This window comes from Rhodococcus sp. SORGH_AS_0303 (assembly GCF_030819335.1).
In the GTDB taxonomy this organism is placed as follows: domain Bacteria; phylum Actinomycetota; class Actinomycetes; order Mycobacteriales; family Mycobacteriaceae; genus Rhodococcoides.
On sequence record NZ_JAUTBO010000001.1, the window covers coordinates 2302425 to 2319595 of the forward strand.

Here is a 17171-nt window from a genome sequence, read left to right on the forward strand (position 1 = left end):
ACCGGTACGGACGGTCCACCGGTGGGTCCAGGTGCGGCGTGGTGAGCCGCGGTGTGTCCGCCCTGCCACGACCCGTCGAGCACGTGTGCGCGAGTCGATCACGAACGCCGAATCGGACACGTAGGTTGAGGGCCATGACTCTGCAGTCGTCCTCGACATCGCAGTCGCCTCCGGGGCAGCCCGCTCTGGTCTGGAGCGCGGACTACCTGAACTACCGGTGGAGCGACGACCACCCGATGAATCCCACCCGCCTCGCACTCACCATGGATCTGGCACGGGGGATCGGTCTGCTCGAGGGGACCGAACTGCTGCCGCCGGAGGTCGCGTCGGACAGTGAGCTGTTGCGGGTGCACACACCGGGGTACGTCGAGGCGGTCAAGCGCGCGCCGCGTGACCTGCCGCTGGGTTCGCGGGCGTCCGAGGTGCTGCACGGTCTCGGATCCGAGGACAACCCGGTGTTCCCCGACATGCACGAGGCCAGTGCGGTCATCGCGGGTGGCACCCTGACCGCCGCGCGGGCCATCGCGTCGGGACGCTCGCGCCGCGCGGTGAGCATCGGCGGGGGCATGCACCACGCCATGGCCGACTGGGCGTCGGGCTTCTGCGTCTACAACGACGCGGCCATCGCCATCTCGTGGCTGCTCGACAACGGGTACGACCGCATCGCCTACATCGACGTGGACGCTCATCACGGTGACGGTGTCCAGGCGGCGTTCCTCGCCGATCCCCGCGTCATGACGGTCTCGGTGCACCAGCACCCTGCCACGCTGTGGCCCAACACCGGATGGTCCACCGAGGTGGGTGCCGACGCCGCGGAGGGCACCTCCGTCAACGTGCCGGTCCTGCCCGGCACGGGAGACCGGTTGTGGCTGAGAGCGTTTCACGCGGTGGTACCCGGAGCGGTGGCGGCGTTCAAGCCGCAGATCATCATCAGCCAGTGCGGCGTGGACAGTCATCGGGAGGATCCGCTCGCCGATCTGGGACTCACCGTGGACGGGCAGCGCGCCGCGTTCCGTGCGATGCGCGACCTCGCCGACCAGGTCTGTGAGGGTCGGTGGCTCGCGGTGGGGGGTGGCGGATACGGGTTGGTGCGGGTGGTGCCCCGTGCCTGGACCCATCTCATCGCCGCGGTGCTCGACCGCGATCTCGATCCGACGACGTCCATTCCGGACGAGTGGCACGAGAAGGTGCGGCTCGCCGCGCCGAGCATCGACCTGCCGTCCACGATGAGCGACGACGGCGACGTGGACTACCCGCCGTGGGACGGGCCGGGTGGTTCCCCGGAGTCGGGTGTCGAGCACGTCGATCGCGCCATCCAACGCATCGACACCGCCATCGTGGCCACCCGCCGCGCCGTCTACCCGCTGTGGGGACTCGACCCGGAGGATCCGCGTGACTGACGAGACACCCGCACCCGAGACACCGACAGCGCAGACGGCACCGGACGCGCCGACGCCGCCGGATCCCAAGGAGCTCGAGCGGCAGCGGGCCGAGAACTACCCGCGGCACTGGGCCGCCGACGTGCTCGCGTCCGACGGCCGCGTGGTGCATCTGCGGCCGATCGTGCCCGGTGACGCCGACGCCCTGGTCGAGTTCCACGGCAAGCTGTCCGAACGGACGCGGTACCTGCGCTACTTCGGTCCGTACCCCACCATGCCCAAGCGCGACATCCTCAACTTCACGACGGTCGATCACACGTCGCGGGTGGCCCTCGTCGCGACGCTCGGCGACGAGATCATCGCCGTCGGCCGGTACGAGCGTCTGCCGCAGGGCGACGGCAACTCCGCCGAGGTGGCCTTCGTCGTCGCCGACGCGCACCAGGGTCGTGGGCTCGGTCCGATCCTGCTCGAGCATCTGGCGGGGGCGGCCGCCGAGAACGGGGTGCGCCGCTTCGTCGCCGAGGTGCTCGCGGAGAACCGCAACATGGTCACCGTGTTCCGGCAGGCCGGCTACCAGGTCAGTCGCAGCTTCGACGGCGGCGTGCTCAACCTGGACTTCGACATCGATCCCAGCGACGCGCTCGTCCAGGTGCGCAACTCCCGCGAGCGCGCGGCCGAGGCCCGCAGCGTCCGCAACGTGCTCGGCCCACGCTCCGTCGCCGTCATCGGTGCCTCGACGGACCCCGAGAAGGTGGGCAACGCGGTGCTGACCAACCTGCTGCGCGGGTCGTTCACCGGACCCGTCTATCCCGTGAACGCGGAACACACGTCGGTGCGCGGAGTGCGCGCGTACCCGACGGTGCGGGACATTCCCGACGAGGTGGATCTCGCGGTGGCCGCCGTGCCGGCCGACCAGATCGACGCGGTGCTCGACGACTGTCTCGCCAAGGGCGTGAAGGCGCTGGTGGTGGTCTCGTCCGGGTTCGGTGAGACGGGAGAGGACGGGCGCGCGAACGAACGGCGCCTGGTGCACTCCGCTCGTGCACACGGCATGCGCCTGGTCGGCCCCAATGCTCTCGGCGTCGCGAACCTCGATCCCGCGGTGTCCCTCAACGCCACGCTGGCGACGGACCTCCCGGGTCGCGGACGCGTGGGCTTCTTCTGCCAGTCGGGTGCCCTGGGTATCGCCATCCTGGCGCAGGCGTCGAAACGGCTCCTGGGACTGTCGACGTTCGTCTCCGCCGGCAACCGCGCCGACCTGTCCGGCAACGACCTGCTGCAGTACTGGGACCAGGACGAGGCCACCGAGGTGGTCCTGCTCTACCTCGAGAGCTTCGGCAACGCCCGCAAGTTCTGGCGCATCGCGCGCCGGGTCGCGCGGTCCAAGCCGATCGTCGCGGTCAAGAGCGGACGCGGAGCCGTGCCGCCCGCGCTGGCGACCGGCACGGACATCGACGACACGATCGTGCGTGCCCTCTTCGAGCAGGCGGGGGTGATCCAGGTCGACTCGATCGCGGAACTGTTCGACTGCGCCATCCTTCTGGGTTATCAGCCGCTGCCGGCAGGTCCGCGGGTCGCGGTGGTGGGCAACTCGACGGCGCTCGGCGTCCTCGCCGTCGACGCCGCACGCGACAGCGGCATGACCGCACCGGACCCGGTCGACGTGGGCGCGCAGGCCACGCCCGAGGAGTTCGCGGCCGCGGTCACCACGGCGCTGCGGTCGGACGACGTGGACACCGTTCTCGCGGTCTTCGTGCCTCCGGTCGCCGTCCGTGTCGCCTCCTACGCCGAGGCACTCGGCGCGGCGGTCCGCGGCGCCGACAAGCCGGTGCTGACGACCTTCCTCGCCGCCGAGGGCATTCCGGACGTGCTGGCGGTCCGCGGCGACGACGGAACGCCGATCCGCGGATCGGTGCCGTCGTATCCCGACCCGGCGCGGGCGGTCTACGCGCTGCAGAAGGCGTGGCGGTACGCCTCGTGGCTGAATCGACCGGCCGACAGCGTGGTGCGGCCCGGCGGCGTCGACGCCGACGCGGCGCGCGCACTGGTGGCCGGCTGGATGGCGGCCAGTCCCTCGGGGCGGTGGCTCTCGGACGTCGAGACCGAGCAGTTGCTGCGGTGCTACGGCGTGGAGATCGCCGCCTTCCGCACGGTGACGGACGAGGCCGAGGCGGTGGAGGCGGCTCGCGAGCTGGGAGGACCCGTCGCGGTGAAGGCCACCGGCGATCAGTGGCGACACCGCCCCGACCTGAGCGGTGTCCGCCTCGACGTCGTGGGGCCGGACGCCGTCGCCCGCGCGTACCGGGATCTGTTCGAGGCATCGGGCACCCCGGTGATGCAGGTGCAGCGGATGGCGACCAAGGGGATCGGGTGCCTGGTGCGGGTCCAGGACGATCCGTCGTTCGGCTCACTGGTGTCGTTCGGGCTGTCCGGCATCATGTCGGATCTGCTGGGAGACAGGGCGTACCGTGTGCTCCCACTCACCGAGAGGGAAGCCGCGGAGCTCATCGACGCACCGCGGGCCGCGCCGATGCTGTCGGGGTACCGCACCGCGTCCCCGGTGAACAAGGGCGCGCTGGTGGACGTCGTGCTCCGGGTCTCCACACTGGCGGACGATCTGTCCGAGGTGCGCGAGCTGGTGTGCGACCCGGTCCTCGCGTCACCGAGTGGCGCGGAGACCACCGACGCACGGATCCGCATCGGACCCGAGCCCAGCCGTATCGATCTGGGCCCCCGTCGCCTGCGCTGAGCCCGTCAACGACGACAGGCCCCCGGCGAGAGCCGGGGGCCTGTCTCGTGATGCGGGGGACGATCAGCTGGCGTAGGACCGCAGTCGCTCGGCGCGGTCGCCCTGACGCAGCTTGCCCATGACCTCACGCTCGATCTGGCGTACGCGCTCACGCGAGAGGCCGAACAGCTTGCCGATCTGGTCGAGGGTACGCGGCTGACCGTCGTCGAGGCCGTAGCGCAACCGGATGACCTGTTGCTCACGCTCGTCCAGCGTGGCGAGCACGCTGCGCACGTCGGTGTGCAGCAGCCCGGCGATCACGGCGTTCTCGGCGGACGTCGCCTCCGAGTCCTCGATGAAGTCGCCCAGCGGCGCCTCCTCGTCGCTGCCGACGGGCATGTCGAGCGACACCGGGTCTCGGCTGTGGTCGAGCAGATCCGCGATCTTCTCGACCGGGATGCCGGACTCCTCGGCGAGCTCGTCGTCGGTGGCCTCGCGGCCGAGCTGCTGGTGCAGCTCACGCTTGATCCGCGCGAGCTTGTTCACCTGCTCCACCAGGTGCACGGGGAGACGGATGGTGCGGCTCTGGTCCGCCATGCCGCGCGTGATGGCCTGACGGATCCACCAGGTGGCGTACGTCGAGAACTTGAAACCCTTGGCGTAGTCGAACTTCTCCATCGCACGGATCAGACCCAGGTTGCCCTCCTGGATGAGGTCCAGCAGCGGCATCCCGCGGCCGGTGTAGCGCTTGGCGAGTGAGACGACGAGACGGAGGTTGGCCTCGAGGAGGTGTGCCCGAGCGGACTGGCCCTCGCGGACGATGAGCGCGAGGTCACGCTTCTTGGCGGGGGAGAGGCGCTTGCCGGTCGCGAGCACATGGGTCGCGTACAGACCCACCTCGATCTTCTTCGCCAGATCGACTTCCTCCGCGGCCGTCAGCAGAGCCGTGCGGCCGATGCCGTTGAGGTAGACGCGAACGAGGTCCGCTGCCGGGCTCTGTGCATCCAGGTCGGCATCACTCGGTCGAGGGCGAATGGTGGTGGGGCTGGTCATGACGTGCCTCCTGATCGGTGGTGTCTCACTGGCTACAACGCCGGGACACGTCAGAAAAGTTCCCGAAGCCCACCTCCGTCAAACACTCTGAGCTGCGGTTTCACCACCTCAGCCCTGAGAAGTTGCTGAGAGAAACGACTGCTCGGCTCAGGTGGGGATCACCAACCCGTGCACGACGAGCCCCGCGACCAACGCGACGACCGAGTCCGTCAGCTCCGCGGCGTCCACACCGCGTGCGGCCGCGAGAAGCTCGGTGAGGTCGCCGACCGTCAGTCCGCCCGCGCGCATCCCGGCCAGGAGTGCCGCCCCGTCCGCGTCGATCTCGTGGGACCACGCGGGCCCGTCGCCGCGGTGGACCCGGCGTACGACGGTGGTCCACCCACCGTCCGGATCGGGGGTGGAGACCTCCTCGAGTGCCGTGGTCGGGGCGACGGCCACACACTCGTCGAGCAGATCGTGTGTGCGGAGCCAGTCAACCCGGTCCAGGACGTCGAGTGCCTCGTCGCCGAGGGGATCCTCGTACCCGTGCATCAGGTCCTCCGCGAGGACGCTGGTGGGCCGGTCGGTCCGGCGGAGGTACACGAAGCCGAAGCCGACACCCGTGACGCCGGCGGCGTCGAGGTGATCGAGCCAGGCGGTCGCCGTCTCGTCGACGGCCGGGTCTCGCAGATCGAGGCCACCGTCCCGCAGCCACGTGCCCACGTAGAGAGCGGGGTCCGCGATGTCGCGCTGCACTATCCACGCGTCGACACCGTGGTCCGGCAGCCAGGAGGCGACCCGTGACCGCCAGTCCTCACCATCCACGTGAACCCAGGAGGCGAGCAACGAGGCGGTCCCGCCGGGAGCGAGATGCTCCGGTGCCGCTCCCACGACGAGGCTGCTGGCACCGTCGAGGTCCAGGCCGGAATCGCGGTAGGAGTGGGAGACTCGGCCCGATCCGACGACGAAGGGCGGGTTGGCGACGATGCGATCGAAGGTCCGCCCCGCGACGGGTGCGAACCACGAGCCCGGGATCGTCTCGAAGTCCAGACCGTTGAGGGCAGCCGTCATGCGGGTGAGGGCGATGGCCCGATCACTGACGTCGGTGGCGGTGATCGACCGGGCGTACGGCGCCGCGTGGAGCGCCTGGATGCCGCAGCCGGTACCGAGATCCAGGACGGTGGGCGGACTCCCGTCGACACGGGTGGGTGTCCCGCGGACCAGCGACAGCGACGCGTGCCCGACGCCGAGCACGTGATCGGATCCGATACGGACGTCGCGCATGCTGCCGTCGATGTCGGACACCACCCACCGCGTGCCCGTGCCGAGATCGAGGGGGCGGATGTCGAGCAGACTGCGCACGGTGTCGCTGCCGGTCTCGAGGAGGCCGGCAGCGACCGCCCCGTCGAGTGTCGTCGGCGCGAGGGCGGTGGTCGCGGCGTCGATCGCCACGTCGTCGGAGAGCAGGAACAGTCGGACGAGCGTGCCGAGGGGACCGAGTTCTCCGCACCGGCGTCGCACCGGTGCGGGTTCGCCACGTCCCAACGCGGCATGAACCGAGTCGCCCAGTGCCTCCAGGATCCCGTCCGCGGTGAAGTCCGCTCGGTCGAACGCGACCCGCAACGTGGACGCGAGGTCGACGAGGCGGTCCGCGTCCACCGGGACGGACGGGGGAGGCGAGGTGCGGTGGTTCGAGTCGGTCACCGCGTCAGTGTGTCAGCAGACCGATCTCGGGACGGACCTGTCTCAGGACGTGGCGCGCGGATTCGAGATCGCGCGGCGGTCGAGATCGGGTTCCTCGTCGAGGTTCACCACCGGGTGGCTGCGGGCCTCCAGCGCGGTGGAGTCGGTCGCCCGCCAGCCGTAGCGGCTGGGCTCGTCCGCGGTCCGCGGCGGTCGGTCGTTGGCGATCAGGACTGCCATCCACGGGAGAGGAATGGACACGCCGACGATGGCCATGGCGATCCACGGGTTCTGCCACGCGCCATACGACAGCGCCGCGAGGACCAGCGCCGGGATACGGAAAGACATGATGAAGAGGTATTTGCGCACGCGCGCTCGGTGCTGTTCCTCGACCGACGTTCGTGCCTCGGTGATCAGTACGGCCTCGCGAACGCTGTCGCGGGGTGAGATGCCGTCGTGTGCCATGACTCCACTGTGTCACTACTGAACGAAGTGTGCAGTAATCGGAGGTGGTGAGATGTGCGACGCGCGTGTCGGGAACAACCGTCATAATCGATGCATGAGCACGCAGACCAAGGAACGCCCCGACGTCAGCACCGACGAGACCACCGACGACGACACTCCGAAGTTCTTCCACTACGTGAAGAAGAACCGCATCGCCGAGAGCGCGGTGATGGGCACCCACGTCGTCGCACTGTGCGGCGAGGTCTTTCCCGTCACGAAGTCGGCCAAGCCCGGGTCACCCGTGTGCCCCGACTGCAAGAAGGTCTACGACGGCTTGCGCAAGGGCGAGTGATCCTGCCGATCACGCGTCACCTGACGCTTCTCCGGTGACTCGCCGCCGTCCCGATCCGACCGTGCGATGCGGATCGGGCCGGTGGCCAGCCGGCCGAGAGCGCCGACGGTGCCCGCACCCGGATCGGCTGCCTTCTCGGCGATCCATCCCTTGACCTGGTCCATGCGTGTGGCGCGCGCCGGCCAGAACTCCTGGACCGTGGCGTTGAACTCCGCCCCCAGCACCACCGCGAATCCCAGGAAGAACGTGAAGAGCAGGAAGGCGATCGGAGCCGCGAGCGCGCCGTAGGTGTAGCCCGTTCCGGTCACCCAGGACAGGTAGGTGCGCAGCACCGCACTCGCGAGCATGAAGAACACTCCGGCCAGCAGCGATCCGCCGAGCAGGCGGTGCCACGGCAGCGAGGTGTGCAGAGCCACCTTGTAGAGCGTCGTCAGGCCGACGATGAGCAGCAGTCCGACACCCGGGTAGTACGCGATGTCGATCACCTGCGAGCCGATCTCGAACCACGACGACGGCAGCACCCGACCGATGATGGTGGGCCCCAGCGCGACGAGGGGCAGGACGAACACCGCGACGATCAGGAACGCGACGTACAGCAGCAGAGCGAAGATGCGCTGCCACACGGGGTTGCGCGCGTCCTGCTGACCGTGTGCCTCGACGATGGAGTCGACGAAGGTGGAGATCGCCGACGAGCCGGCCCACAACGACAGCAGGAAGCCCACGGACACGACGGGACCGTGTCCGCTGTTGAGGATGTCCGTCAGCGTGGGGGCGATGATCTCGTCCACGACGTTGTCGCTGAACAGCGTGGAGCTGAACGTCACGATCTTCGACTCGATGATGTCGAGAGTGTTCGGTCCGAACCACCCCGCGATGTAGGTGAGGCTGCCGAGGAGTGCGAGCACCAGCGGCGGCAGCGACAGGGTCTGCCAGAAGGCGGCGGTGGCGGACTTGCCGAAGATGGAGTCGTCCCACGCCTTGCCCGCCGTCCTCGCGACGACGCGCCAGGCCGTGCGCAGCGGCCGTCCCGGGACGGGACCGGGCCCCGGCTCTCCGTCGGGCGTCGACGCTGCCGCGGTGTCCCGATCGGACGTGTTGTCGGCGGGTGCGCTCATGATGACTCCAGCATGGCCCACCGGCGTCGCTCGGGCACGTCCCGGCCCGGTGTGTCGCCGTCGCGGGCACCGGCGGCGACGTGCGCATTGGTGGGCGCGCCGACGTCCGCGATAGTCTGATCGACGGATGTGCACACGAGACGACGAGCCGAACGGGAGTTCCATGCCACGGGTGGTTCGCATCCTTTCAGGTGGACGTACGGCGCCGGACGAGGCCCGTTCATGACGGCCGAGATCGGCGAGAAGGTCGACAGCGCAGGAGGTCTCCCTGTGACAGGGCCGGCCGGAGTCGCCCTGCCGCCACTGCGCGCCTGGCAGCGGCGAGCGCTCACGAAGTACCTGTCGGCGGGTCCGACCGACTTCCTGGCCGTCGCCACTCCGGGAGCCGGCAAGACCACGTTCGCGCTCCGCGTGGCGCTCGAGCTGCTAAGCGACCGCACCGTGGACCAGGTCACGGTCGTCGCTCCCACCGAGCACCTCAAGCACCAGTGGGCGGAGGCGGCGGCGCGCGTCGGACTCGCCCTCGACTCCCGCTTCTCCAACAGCACCGGGCAGACGTCCAGCGACTTCCACGGCATCGTCGTCACGTACGCACAGGTGGCGTCGCACCCTTCCCGCCACCGGGTGCGGACCGAGAACCGCAAGACGCTCGTGATCCTCGACGAGATCCACCACGGCGGTGACGCCAAGAGCTGGGGCGAGGGCATCCGCGAGGCCTACGGCGACGCGACGCGCCGCCTGGCATTGACGGGAACGCCCTTCCGCAGCGACGACAGCCCCATTCCTTTCGTGAACTACGAGCCGGACGACGAGGGCCTGCCCCGGTCGCGCCCGGACCACAGCTACGGCTACGCCGACGCGCTGGCGGACGGTGTCGTGCGGCCGGTCGTCTTCCTCGCGTACTCGGGCGAGGCACGCTGGCGCAACAGTGCGGGCGAGGAGTTCGCCGCCCGTCTCGGGGAGCCGCTCAGCGCCGAGCAGACGGCGCGGGCCTGGCGTACCGCTCTCGACCCGTCCGGTGAGTGGGTGCCGTCGGTGCTCGCCGCGGCCAACACCCGGCTGCACCAACTCCGGCAGGGCGGCATTCCCGACGCAGGTGGCCTCGTCATCGCGTCGGATCAGACCACCGCGCGCGCCTACGCGGGAATCCTCGAGGCGGCGACGGGGGAGACCCCGACGCTCGTGCTGTCCGACGATCCCGGGTCCTCGGCCCGCATCGCCGAGTTCGGCGCGGGAACGTCGACCTGGATGGTGGCCGTGCGCATGGTGTCGGAGGGCGTGGACGTCCCGCGCCTCGCGGTCGGCGTCTACGCGACCAGCGCCTCCACACCGCTGTACTTCGCCCAGGCCGTCGGGCGCTTCGTGCGTTCTCGCCGCAAGGGTGAGACGGCGAGCGTGTTCCTGCCCTCGGTGCCGGTGCTCCTGGACCTGGCCAGCCAGCTCGAGGCGCAGCGCGACCACGTCATCGGGAAGCCGCACCGGGAGAAGGACGGTCTCGACGACGACCTGCTCATCGAGGCGAACCAGCAGAAGGACGAGCCCGGCGAGGAGGAGAAGGCGTTCACCTCGCTCGGTGCCGACGCAGAGCTCGACCAGGTGATCTTCGACGGCTCCTCCTTCGGCACCGCGACGTTCTCGGGCAGCGACGACGAGGCGGACTATCTCGGCCTGCCGGGCCTGTTGGACGGCGACCAGATGCGCGCGCTGTTGCGGAAACGGCAGGAGACGCAGCTGGCACGCCCGGCGACGCCCACGGAGACTCCGGCTCCGGTCACCCTCCCGCCCGCCGGGCGGTCCGCGGACGCCGCGAAGCTGGCCGATCTGCGTAAGGAGCTCAACGGCCTGGTGGCGATGCATCACCACCGCACCGGCAAGGCCCACGGCATCATCCACGGCGAACTCCGACGGAGCTGTGGTGGGCCGCCCACCGCGATCGCGACGGCGGAGCAGCTCACCGAGAGGATCTCGGCCCTGCGTTCGTGGTGATCGCAGCACTGCACGAGCCCGCGCACGACGAAGGGCGACCACCGGATCGGTGGTCGCCCTTCGTGGTGTCAGGAGTCGAGTGCTGGTGCTGTGGGACCGAGTGCCCCGGTCATCACGCCATGGCGTCGGAATCCGCGTCCGCGACGATGGTGGCGTTCATCTCGAGGAGACGCGCTTCGTGCTCGTTGGCGTGGTGACGGCAGAACAGCAGTTCTCCGCCGGTGGGGAGGACGGCACGCACCCGCGCTCCCGCTCCGCAACGATCACACCTGTCGGCAGCGGTGAGGGTGGTGTCGGTCAACAATTCGGGCATGACTCCTCCGTACTGACCGTGACTACCACGGTCCTGGGGTCGGTCCGCCACGTCGGTTCGACGCGGTTCGTTCACTCTTACAGACGTATGGGGTTCGTGCGTTGTTCCCACGCGGATGGCCGTGTGTTGTCACAGACACGAAACATGCTGGTGAACCACGTCCCTCTCGAGCATCGTTCGCTGTCGGCAGAACGCACCCGCCCCTGTGCGCCCGTGTCGCGACCGGTGGATACGGTTCGACCATGACGGATGTGGACGCGCGCGGCCTCGCGTCGGTGGGGCGTTCGTTCCCGCCGTGGTCGGTGCCGTTCGTCTTCGTGGTCGGAGCGCTCGCGCAATATCTCGGTGCCGCCATCGGCGTCCATCTGTTCGACACCATCTCGCCGGCGGCCGTGGCGTGGCTGCGCGCGGCAGGCGCAGCGGCCGTTCTGCTGGCCTGGCGTCGTCCCTGGCGCACGCGATGGACGGCCCGCACCATCGCGGTGGCCGGTGGGTTCGGTGTCGTCACGGTGGGAATGAACCTGGCGTTCTACGAGGCGATCGCCCGCATCCCGTTGGGCACCGCCGTGGCGATCGAGTTCCTCGGTCCTGTCCTCGTCGCCGCACTCGGATCGCGGCGCGCTCGCGACGTGCTCGCACTCGTCCTGGTGGTCGCGGGAGTCGCGCTGGTGGCCGGAGCGCGATTCGACGTGGGCCTGGTCGGGGTCGGTTTCGCACTCCTCGCCGCCGGACTGTGGGCCGGCTACGTGGTGCTCGGGAAGTCGGTCGCGACGGCGGGCGACGGGCTGGACTCCCTCGCCGTCGGCATGGCGGTGGCGTCGGTGATTCTCGCCCCGCTCGCGTTGACGCCCCAGGTCCTCGACGATCCGTCGGTGTTCACCGCGCCGTCCACGTGGCTGCTGGGTGTCGGGGTGGGTGTGTTGTCGAGCGTGATCCCCTACGCGCTCGACCAGGTGGTCCTGCGCACGGTCGGACGGGCGCGGTTCGCGTTGTTGCTCGCGTTGCTGCCCACCACTGCGACGGTGGTCGGCGTCGTGGTGCTGAGGCAGGTGCCCTCGATCGCCGAACTCGCGGGCATCCTGTGTGTGATCGTCGCCGTCGCGCTGGGCGGTGTGGAACGACGCGCACGACCGGCGCCGCCGGCCGACACGACGCGACTGCAGGACCCGACACGAGAGGACGGCCGATGACCGAGATCCTGGTGCACATGTGCCCGGCGGCGGACTGGGAGGCGAGTGTGGCCGCGGGGGAGGTGGCACCCGCGTCGCTCGCCGAGCAGGGGTTCGTCCATCTGTCGACGCCGCAGCAGGTTCATCTGCCAGCCAACCGGCTGTTCGCCGGGCGCCGGGACATCGTGCTGCTGTCGTTGGACCCCACTCGACTGAAGGACCGGCTGGAGTGGGAGCCGGGAGTACCCGGTGATCCGAGTTCGATGCTGTTCCCACACCTCTACGGACCGGTCCCGCTCACCGCGGTGGTCGAGGTGCAGCCCTACCTACCCGACGACGACGGGACGTTCGTCGCCGTCGGGTGAGGTGCGGAACTGTCAGTCGAGGTAGTCGCGCAGCACCTGCGACCGGCTCGGGTGCCGCAGCTTCGACATGGTCTTCGACTCGATCTGTCGGATGCGCTCACGCGTGACCCCGTAGACCTGGCCGATCTCGTCGAGTGTGCGCGGCTGGCCGTCGGTGAGGCCGAAACGCAGTCGCACGACACCCGCCTCGCGCTCGGAGAGGGTCTCGAGAACCGACTGGAGCTGGTCCTGCAGGAGGGTGAACGACACCGCGTCGACGGCGACGACGGCCTCGGAGTCCTCGATGAAGTCGCCGAGCTGGCTGTCGCCCTCGTCGCCGATGGTCTGGTCGAGGGAGATCGGCTCGCGAGCGTACTGCTGGATCTCCAGCACTTTCTCGGGCGTGATGTCCATCTCCTTGGCGAGTTCCTCGGGAGTGGGCTCACGACCCAGGTCCTGAAGGAGTTCACGCTGGATGCGTCCGAGCTTGTTGATGACCTCGACCATGTGCACCGGGATACGAATGGTGCGGGCCTGGTCCGCCATGGCGCGGGTGATGGCCTGACGGATCCACCACGTCGCGTACGTCGAGAACTTGTAGCCCTTGGTGTAGTCGAACTTCTCCACCGCGCGGATCAGACCGAGGTTGCCCTCCTGGATGAGGTCCAGGAACGCCATGCCGCGGCCCGTGTAGCGCTTGGCCAGTGAGACGACGAGGCGCAGGTTGGCCTCGAGCAGGTGGTTCTTCGCCCGGTTGCCGTCGCGGCAGATCCAGGTCATGTCGCGGCGCTGGGCCACGGGGAGCTTCTCGCCCTTCTCGGCGGACTCGGCCATGAGCTGGACGGCGTAGAGACCGGCCTCGATGCGCTTGGCGAGCTCGACCTCCTCTTCGGCGTTGAGGAGGGCGACCTTGCCGATCTGCTTGAGGTAGGCGCGGACGGAGTCGGCGGAGGCGGTGAGTTCGGCGTCCTTGCGGGCCTGTCGCAGCGCCTCGGACTCCTCCTCGTCCCACACGAAGTCGCCCGACGCCTTGTCCTCCGGCGTGGGTTCGGTGGTCGCGTCGTCCTCGACCTCGTCGCCGACGGCGACGACCTCGACGACGTCCGACTCGGCTGCGAGCTCGCCCTCGGGAACGTCGATGTCCTCGATGTCCGCGGTGGGCTCGTCGGCGTCGTCGCCGGTCGCAGGAGACGTCGCCTTCTTCGCTGCGGTCTTCTTCGCTGCGGCCTTGCGCGGCGCGGCCTTCTTGGCTGCTGCCTTGCGCGGGGCCGCCTTCTTGGCCGGGGCCTTCGCGGGTGCGGTTCCGACGGCGCCGGGTGCGGTGCCGTCGGCCGACGCGGTGTCGACGGCCGGAGTGCTGTCGACTGCCGGCGCGGTGTCCGCGGTCTGACGAATATCGATGGCTGCCACGTACGCCCTTTCGTGACGGTGTCGTGCGGCGTCACGCCAGAGTGATGATCCGGCGGAGAGGTCTGTGGATTTCCCGGCGTGAAACCGGGGCGTGGACCATTGTAACGACCGCCGCGAGTGCACAGCACCAACGCGCGGGAGGACGCCGAGGTTCCCGGCTCACCGGCAGTGGGGTGTGAGTCACATCGCGCATCGGCGAGCCGACGCGGCGCAGGTCAGAGGGGCGCGTGGTCGCCCTCGACGAGAATCAGGGCGCCACACCGGACTGTGCGGCGAGGGCCGCGCCGACGATTCCGGCGGCGTTGCGCAGCGTCGCGGGCTGCACCGGGGTGCGGTTGGTGAGCAGGGGGATCCACTTCTCGGCTTTGCGGCTGATGCCGCCGCCGGCGATGAAGAGGTCCGGCCAGAACAGATCCTCGATGCGCTCGAGCACGCGCGAGACCTCTTTGGCCCACGCCTTGTACGACAGTCCGTTGTCGTCCTTGACCGACGACGCGGCGCGGTGCTCGGCCTCCTTGCCGTCCACCTCCATGTGCCCGAGCTCCGTGTTGGGCAGGAGGACACCGTTCTGCAGGATCGCGGATCCGATGCCGGTGCCGAAGGTCAGCAGGATGACCACACCCTTGGAGTCCTTGCCGCCGCCGAACTTGTCCTCCGCGATACCCGCGGCGTCGGCGTCGTTGAGCACGGTCACCGAACGACCCCCGAGATGGTCGCGGAACAGCGCGCCGGCGTCGGTCCCGATCCAGCCCTTGTCGACGTTCGCGGCGGTTCGCGCCACGCCACCGGTGACGACGCAGGGGAGGGTGATGCCCACGTCCCCGGTCCACTCGAAGTGGTCGACGATGGCCGCGACCGTCTCGGCCACGGCCGTGGGAGTCGACGGTTGCGGGGTCTCGATCTTGTAGCGCTCGCCGATCAGTTCGCCGGTGGCGAGATCGACCACGCCACCCTTGACGCCACTGCCACCGACGTCGACACCGAAGCCTCGGCCCTCGGGGTGCGAGCCCGTCTTCCCGGCGATGGAGACCGGGCCGGGTTCGGTGTGGTCGTTCGTCATGACAGAACCTCCTGGTGGCGTACGCACGCGTCGGCGACCGGCGCGTTCGTGCGAGATCTGGTGCGCGCACGTCACCCTAGTTGCTGGCGGCGTTCCCGGTCGCGCGGCACCGCGGCGGGTGGCGCGCCGTACCGCTCCGCCGCCCGATGTGTTCGGATTACCGGGTGACTCCTCATGACGATCTGCCGCAGGACGACTCGACGAGCGCCCTCGACCCGGAGATGTTGCGCCGCATCGCCGTCGACGTCGCACGTGAGGCGGGACGCCACGTACGTCGGCGTCGGCCGGAGGTGTTCGGCGCGGGCGGTGCGGCGGTGGACGCCGTCCGGTCGAAGTCGACGCCCACCGATCCGGTGACGGTGGTCGACACCGAGACCGAACACGTCATCCGGGACCTGTTGAGCCGGCTGCGTCCCGACGACGCGGTACTGGGCGAGGAGGGCGGCGGGGAGGACATCGCCCCGTCCGGTGTCCGGTGGGTCCTCGATCCGATCGACGGCACCGTGAACTTCCTCTACGGCATCCCGGCCTACTCGGTCTCCGTGGCCGCGCAGATCGACGGTGCGTCGGTGGCGGGCGCCGTGGAGGACGTGGTGGGGGATCGCACGTACGCGGCGTCGCTCGGCGGTGGCGCGTGGTGCTCGGACGCGGGCGGAGACTGGGTGCGCCTGCGAGTCAACGACATCGACGACGTGGCACTCACGTTGGTGGCCACGGGATTCGGTTACGACGCGGCGCGCCGCCGCCGTCAGGGCGCGCTGATCGCGGCTCTGCTGCCCGAGGTGCGGGACGTTCGTCGCATCGGCTCGGCGGCACTGGATCTGTGCATGGTGGCGGCGGGGCGCGTCGACGCCCACTTCGAGCACGGGCTCAGCCCGTGGGACTGGGCGGCGGGCGCTCTGGTCGCGGCGGAGGCGGGTGCGCGGGTGATCACTCCGTCGCCGCACTCCCGCAGCGACGACGGCGAGGTGACGATCGCCGTGGCGGAAGGTGTGGCAGACGGGTTCCTGTCCGTACTCGACCGTCTCGGTGGCGTCGCCGCCATCGCGAAGGCCTGACCCGCGTCAGCAGTTGACGCGGTGCGCGGCGGCGAGCAGATCGACGTCCAGGTTCGGTGCCGCGGCGCCCGGAGCCACGTCCGCGAGCGAGCGGATGACCTCCTCGCCGTCGGTGTTCGGTTCCAGCGCACGGAAGTTGGTGCCCAGCGCGAGATCCACGGTGTCGTCCTCGCGGGTGTCCTGAACGAACTCGGCGCACGGCGCGACCAGTGCGACGGTGCCAGCGGCGGCCACGCCGGCCGCGCCGAACCGGATCTGAGCTATGCACTGCATGTTCTGGTCGACGTAGACCGGGTCGTTGCCCACCTGCACGTCCGGTGCGCTGGCGAAGCCGAAATCGCTGAGATCGGCGGCGATCTCGGCGGCCTGGCCGCCCTGTCCGTTCGCGTTGAACACGCGCACGCGGGTGGCGGACAACGGGGCGGGCTGGGTGTCCGTGACCACCGAGGCGTCCACGACGCTGCCGGGCTCGGCGGCCGCGGGGGCGGCGGGATCGGAGGCCGGCTGGGGGGCGTTGCAGGCGACGGCGTCCGTGCCGGTCTCGGTCGTGGTCAGGATGTTCACCCACACGGCCGCACCGGCGAGGGCGAGCACGACGAGCACCACGAGGATCGGGAAGGCCCGACGCCGCGCGTACGGCCGCCCCTTGTCGTCGGTCGAGGAGCCGTGAGTGATGAGTGAGACCACGGGAGCGTGCCCTTCTGCTGATACGTGTCGCGCTGTCGTGTCACGGGCGGTGACTCGCTCACTGTAGTGGGCCGCGCCGGCATGTGACGCGCGACGCACGGCGGGTGGGAACGTCTGCACGGTCGACGGCGTTGGGCGGGGTGAACAGGGGAGATGCGGTTCCTGCGGGAGCCGTTCGCGCCACGACACACCGCGCTGGGCAGGGTGTTTTCCACACCGGCTCGTCGTCGGCTATTGTCTGGCGGCCCGGCGGATCGAACTCACGGCCGGTCGGGCTCCTCGGGCCTGCACGCCCGCAGCAAGCGAATGTTTTCCCGTCACGGGGATTCGGGCACAGTCGGCTCACCCGCACGCCGGCCGTCATCCGTCAGGACGACGGCTGCGAATAGGTGAGCGAGAAGGACGGAGATC

Annotated in this window: 15 protein-coding genes; 7 read left to right on the forward strand and 8 right to left on the reverse strand. The window is 69.8% G+C overall.

Going from position 1 to position 17171, the window contains the following annotated elements; all coding sequences use genetic code 11:
• Positions 1-134 precede the first annotated feature (134 nt).
• A complete protein-coding gene (locus QE449_RS10910; RefSeq protein ID WP_027505169.1) occupies positions 135-1400 on the forward strand; it encodes an acetoin utilization protein AcuC in 1266 nt (421 codons plus the stop codon).
• Positions 1393-4128, forward strand: coding sequence for a bifunctional GNAT family N-acetyltransferase/acetate--CoA ligase family protein (locus tag QE449_RS10915; RefSeq protein ID WP_056444843.1), 2736 nt, complete (start codon positions 1393-1395; stop codon positions 4126-4128). The genes QE449_RS10910 and QE449_RS10915 overlap by 8 nt, the downstream gene beginning before the upstream one ends.
• Before the next feature lie 63 nt (positions 4129-4191).
• On the opposite strand, the gene QE449_RS10920 is transcribed toward QE449_RS10915, so the two are convergent.
• The 3 genes from QE449_RS10920 to QE449_RS10930 all read right to left on the reverse strand — a co-directional run bounded on the left by QE449_RS10920 (position 4192) and on the right by QE449_RS10930 (position 7287).
• On the reverse strand, positions 4192-5160 hold the full coding sequence (locus QE449_RS10920; RefSeq protein WP_027505171.1) for a sigma-70 family RNA polymerase sigma factor: 969 nt from the start codon (positions 5158-5160) through the stop codon (positions 4192-4194).
• Between the two features lie 147 nt (positions 5161-5307).
• A complete protein-coding gene (locus QE449_RS10925) occupies positions 5308-6798 on the reverse strand; it encodes a class I SAM-dependent methyltransferase (RefSeq protein WP_222637806.1) in 1491 nt (496 codons plus the stop codon).
• 87 nt (positions 6799-6885) lie between these two features.
• Complete coding sequence (locus tag QE449_RS10930) at positions 6886-7287, reverse strand: DUF3099 domain-containing protein (protein WP_056444840.1); 402 nt, start codon at positions 7285-7287, stop codon at positions 6886-6888.
• A gap of 94 nt (positions 7288-7381) precedes the next feature.
• Between QE449_RS10930 and QE449_RS10935 the strand changes: the two genes are divergently transcribed.
• Complete coding sequence (locus QE449_RS10935) at positions 7382-7618, forward strand: DUF3039 domain-containing protein (RefSeq protein WP_027505173.1); 237 nt, start codon at positions 7382-7384, stop codon at positions 7616-7618.
• On the opposite strand, the gene QE449_RS10940 is transcribed toward QE449_RS10935, so the two are convergent.
• Positions 7591-8733, reverse strand: a complete 1143-nt coding sequence (locus tag QE449_RS10940) for a YihY/virulence factor BrkB family protein (protein ID WP_081821180.1) — start codon at positions 8731-8733, stop codon at positions 7591-7593. The genes QE449_RS10935 and QE449_RS10940 overlap by 28 nt on opposite strands.
• A gap of 222 nt (positions 8734-8955) precedes the next feature.
• Here QE449_RS10940 and QE449_RS10945 point away from each other — a divergent pair, with 222 nt between their 5' ends.
• Positions 8956-10719 (forward strand): DEAD/DEAH box helicase, encoded by a 1764-nt coding sequence (locus QE449_RS10945; RefSeq protein ID WP_027505175.1) that lies wholly within the window; start codon positions 8956-8958, stop codon positions 10717-10719.
• 112 nt (positions 10720-10831) lie between these two features.
• Here the strand turns inward: QE449_RS10945 and QE449_RS10950 are convergent, their stop codons facing one another.
• The gene (locus QE449_RS10950) at positions 10832-11032 is read right to left on the reverse strand and encodes a hypothetical protein (RefSeq protein WP_027505176.1); all 201 of its coding nucleotides are present in this window, start codon (positions 11030-11032) and stop codon (positions 10832-10834) included.
• Between the two features lie 242 nt (positions 11033-11274).
• Between QE449_RS10950 and QE449_RS10955 the strand changes: the two genes are divergently transcribed.
• Both QE449_RS10955 and QE449_RS10960 read left to right on the forward strand, forming a co-directional pair.
• A complete protein-coding gene (locus QE449_RS10955; RefSeq protein ID WP_082544481.1) occupies positions 11275-12222 on the forward strand; it encodes a DMT family transporter in 948 nt (315 codons plus the stop codon).
• A complete protein-coding gene (locus tag QE449_RS10960; protein ID WP_027505177.1) occupies positions 12219-12566 on the forward strand; it encodes a DUF952 domain-containing protein in 348 nt (115 codons plus the stop codon). Before QE449_RS10955 ends, QE449_RS10960 begins: the two co-directional genes overlap by 4 nt.
• Positions 12567-12578: 12 nt before the next feature.
• Here the strand turns inward: QE449_RS10960 and QE449_RS10965 are convergent, their stop codons facing one another.
• Both QE449_RS10965 and ppgK read right to left on the reverse strand, forming a co-directional pair.
• Positions 12579-13955 (reverse strand): RNA polymerase sigma factor, encoded by a 1377-nt coding sequence (locus QE449_RS10965; RefSeq protein ID WP_056444837.1) that lies wholly within the window; start codon positions 13953-13955, stop codon positions 12579-12581.
• A gap of 247 nt (positions 13956-14202) precedes the next feature.
• Positions 14203-15015 (reverse strand): polyphosphate--glucose phosphotransferase, encoded by an 813-nt coding sequence (gene ppgK / locus QE449_RS10970; protein ID WP_081821182.1) that lies wholly within the window; start codon positions 15013-15015, stop codon positions 14203-14205.
• 146 nt (positions 15016-15161) lie between these two features.
• Between ppgK and QE449_RS10975 the strand changes: the two genes are divergently transcribed.
• Positions 15162-16073, forward strand: a complete 912-nt coding sequence (locus QE449_RS10975) for an inositol monophosphatase family protein (protein WP_037185531.1) — start codon at positions 15162-15164, stop codon at positions 16071-16073.
• 6 nt (positions 16074-16079) lie between these two features.
• Here QE449_RS10975 and cei read toward each other — a convergent pair whose 3' ends face one another.
• Positions 16080-16760, reverse strand: a complete 681-nt coding sequence (cei, locus tag QE449_RS10980; RefSeq protein ID WP_027505181.1) for an envelope integrity protein Cei — start codon at positions 16758-16760, stop codon at positions 16080-16082.
• Positions 16761-17171: the final 411 nt, after the last annotated feature.

Coding starts and splice junctions, on each gene's coding strand:
- QE449_RS10910 (WP_027505169.1), top strand. CDS start 135: ATGACTCTGCAGTCGTCCTCGACATCGCAGTCGCCTCCGGGGCAGCCC.
- QE449_RS10920 (WP_027505171.1), bottom strand. CDS start 5,160: ATGACCAGCCCCACCACCATTCGCCCTCGACCGAGTGATGCCGACCTG.
- QE449_RS10930 (WP_056444840.1), bottom strand. CDS start 7,287: ATGGCACACGACGGCATCTCACCCCGCGACAGCGTTCGCGAGGCCGTA.
- QE449_RS10935 (WP_027505173.1), top strand. CDS start 7,382: ATGAGCACGCAGACCAAGGAACGCCCCGACGTCAGCACCGACGAGACC.
- QE449_RS10940 (WP_081821180.1), bottom strand. CDS start 8,733: ATGAGCGCACCCGCCGACAACACGTCCGATCGGGACACCGCGGCAGCG.
- QE449_RS10945 (WP_027505175.1), top strand. CDS start 8,956: ATGACGGCCGAGATCGGCGAGAAGGTCGACAGCGCAGGAGGTCTCCCT.
- QE449_RS10950 (WP_027505176.1), bottom strand. CDS start 11,032: ATGCCCGAATTGTTGACCGACACCACCCTCACCGCTGCCGACAGGTGT.
- QE449_RS10955 (WP_082544481.1), top strand. CDS start 11,275: ATGACGGATGTGGACGCGCGCGGCCTCGCGTCGGTGGGGCGTTCGTTC.
- QE449_RS10960 (WP_027505177.1), top strand. CDS start 12,219: ATGACCGAGATCCTGGTGCACATGTGCCCGGCGGCGGACTGGGAGGCG.
- ppgK (WP_081821182.1), bottom strand. CDS start 15,015: ATGACGAACGACCACACCGAACCCGGCCCGGTCTCCATCGCCGGGAAG.
- QE449_RS10975 (WP_037185531.1), top strand. CDS start 15,162: ATGTGTTCGGATTACCGGGTGACTCCTCATGACGATCTGCCGCAGGAC.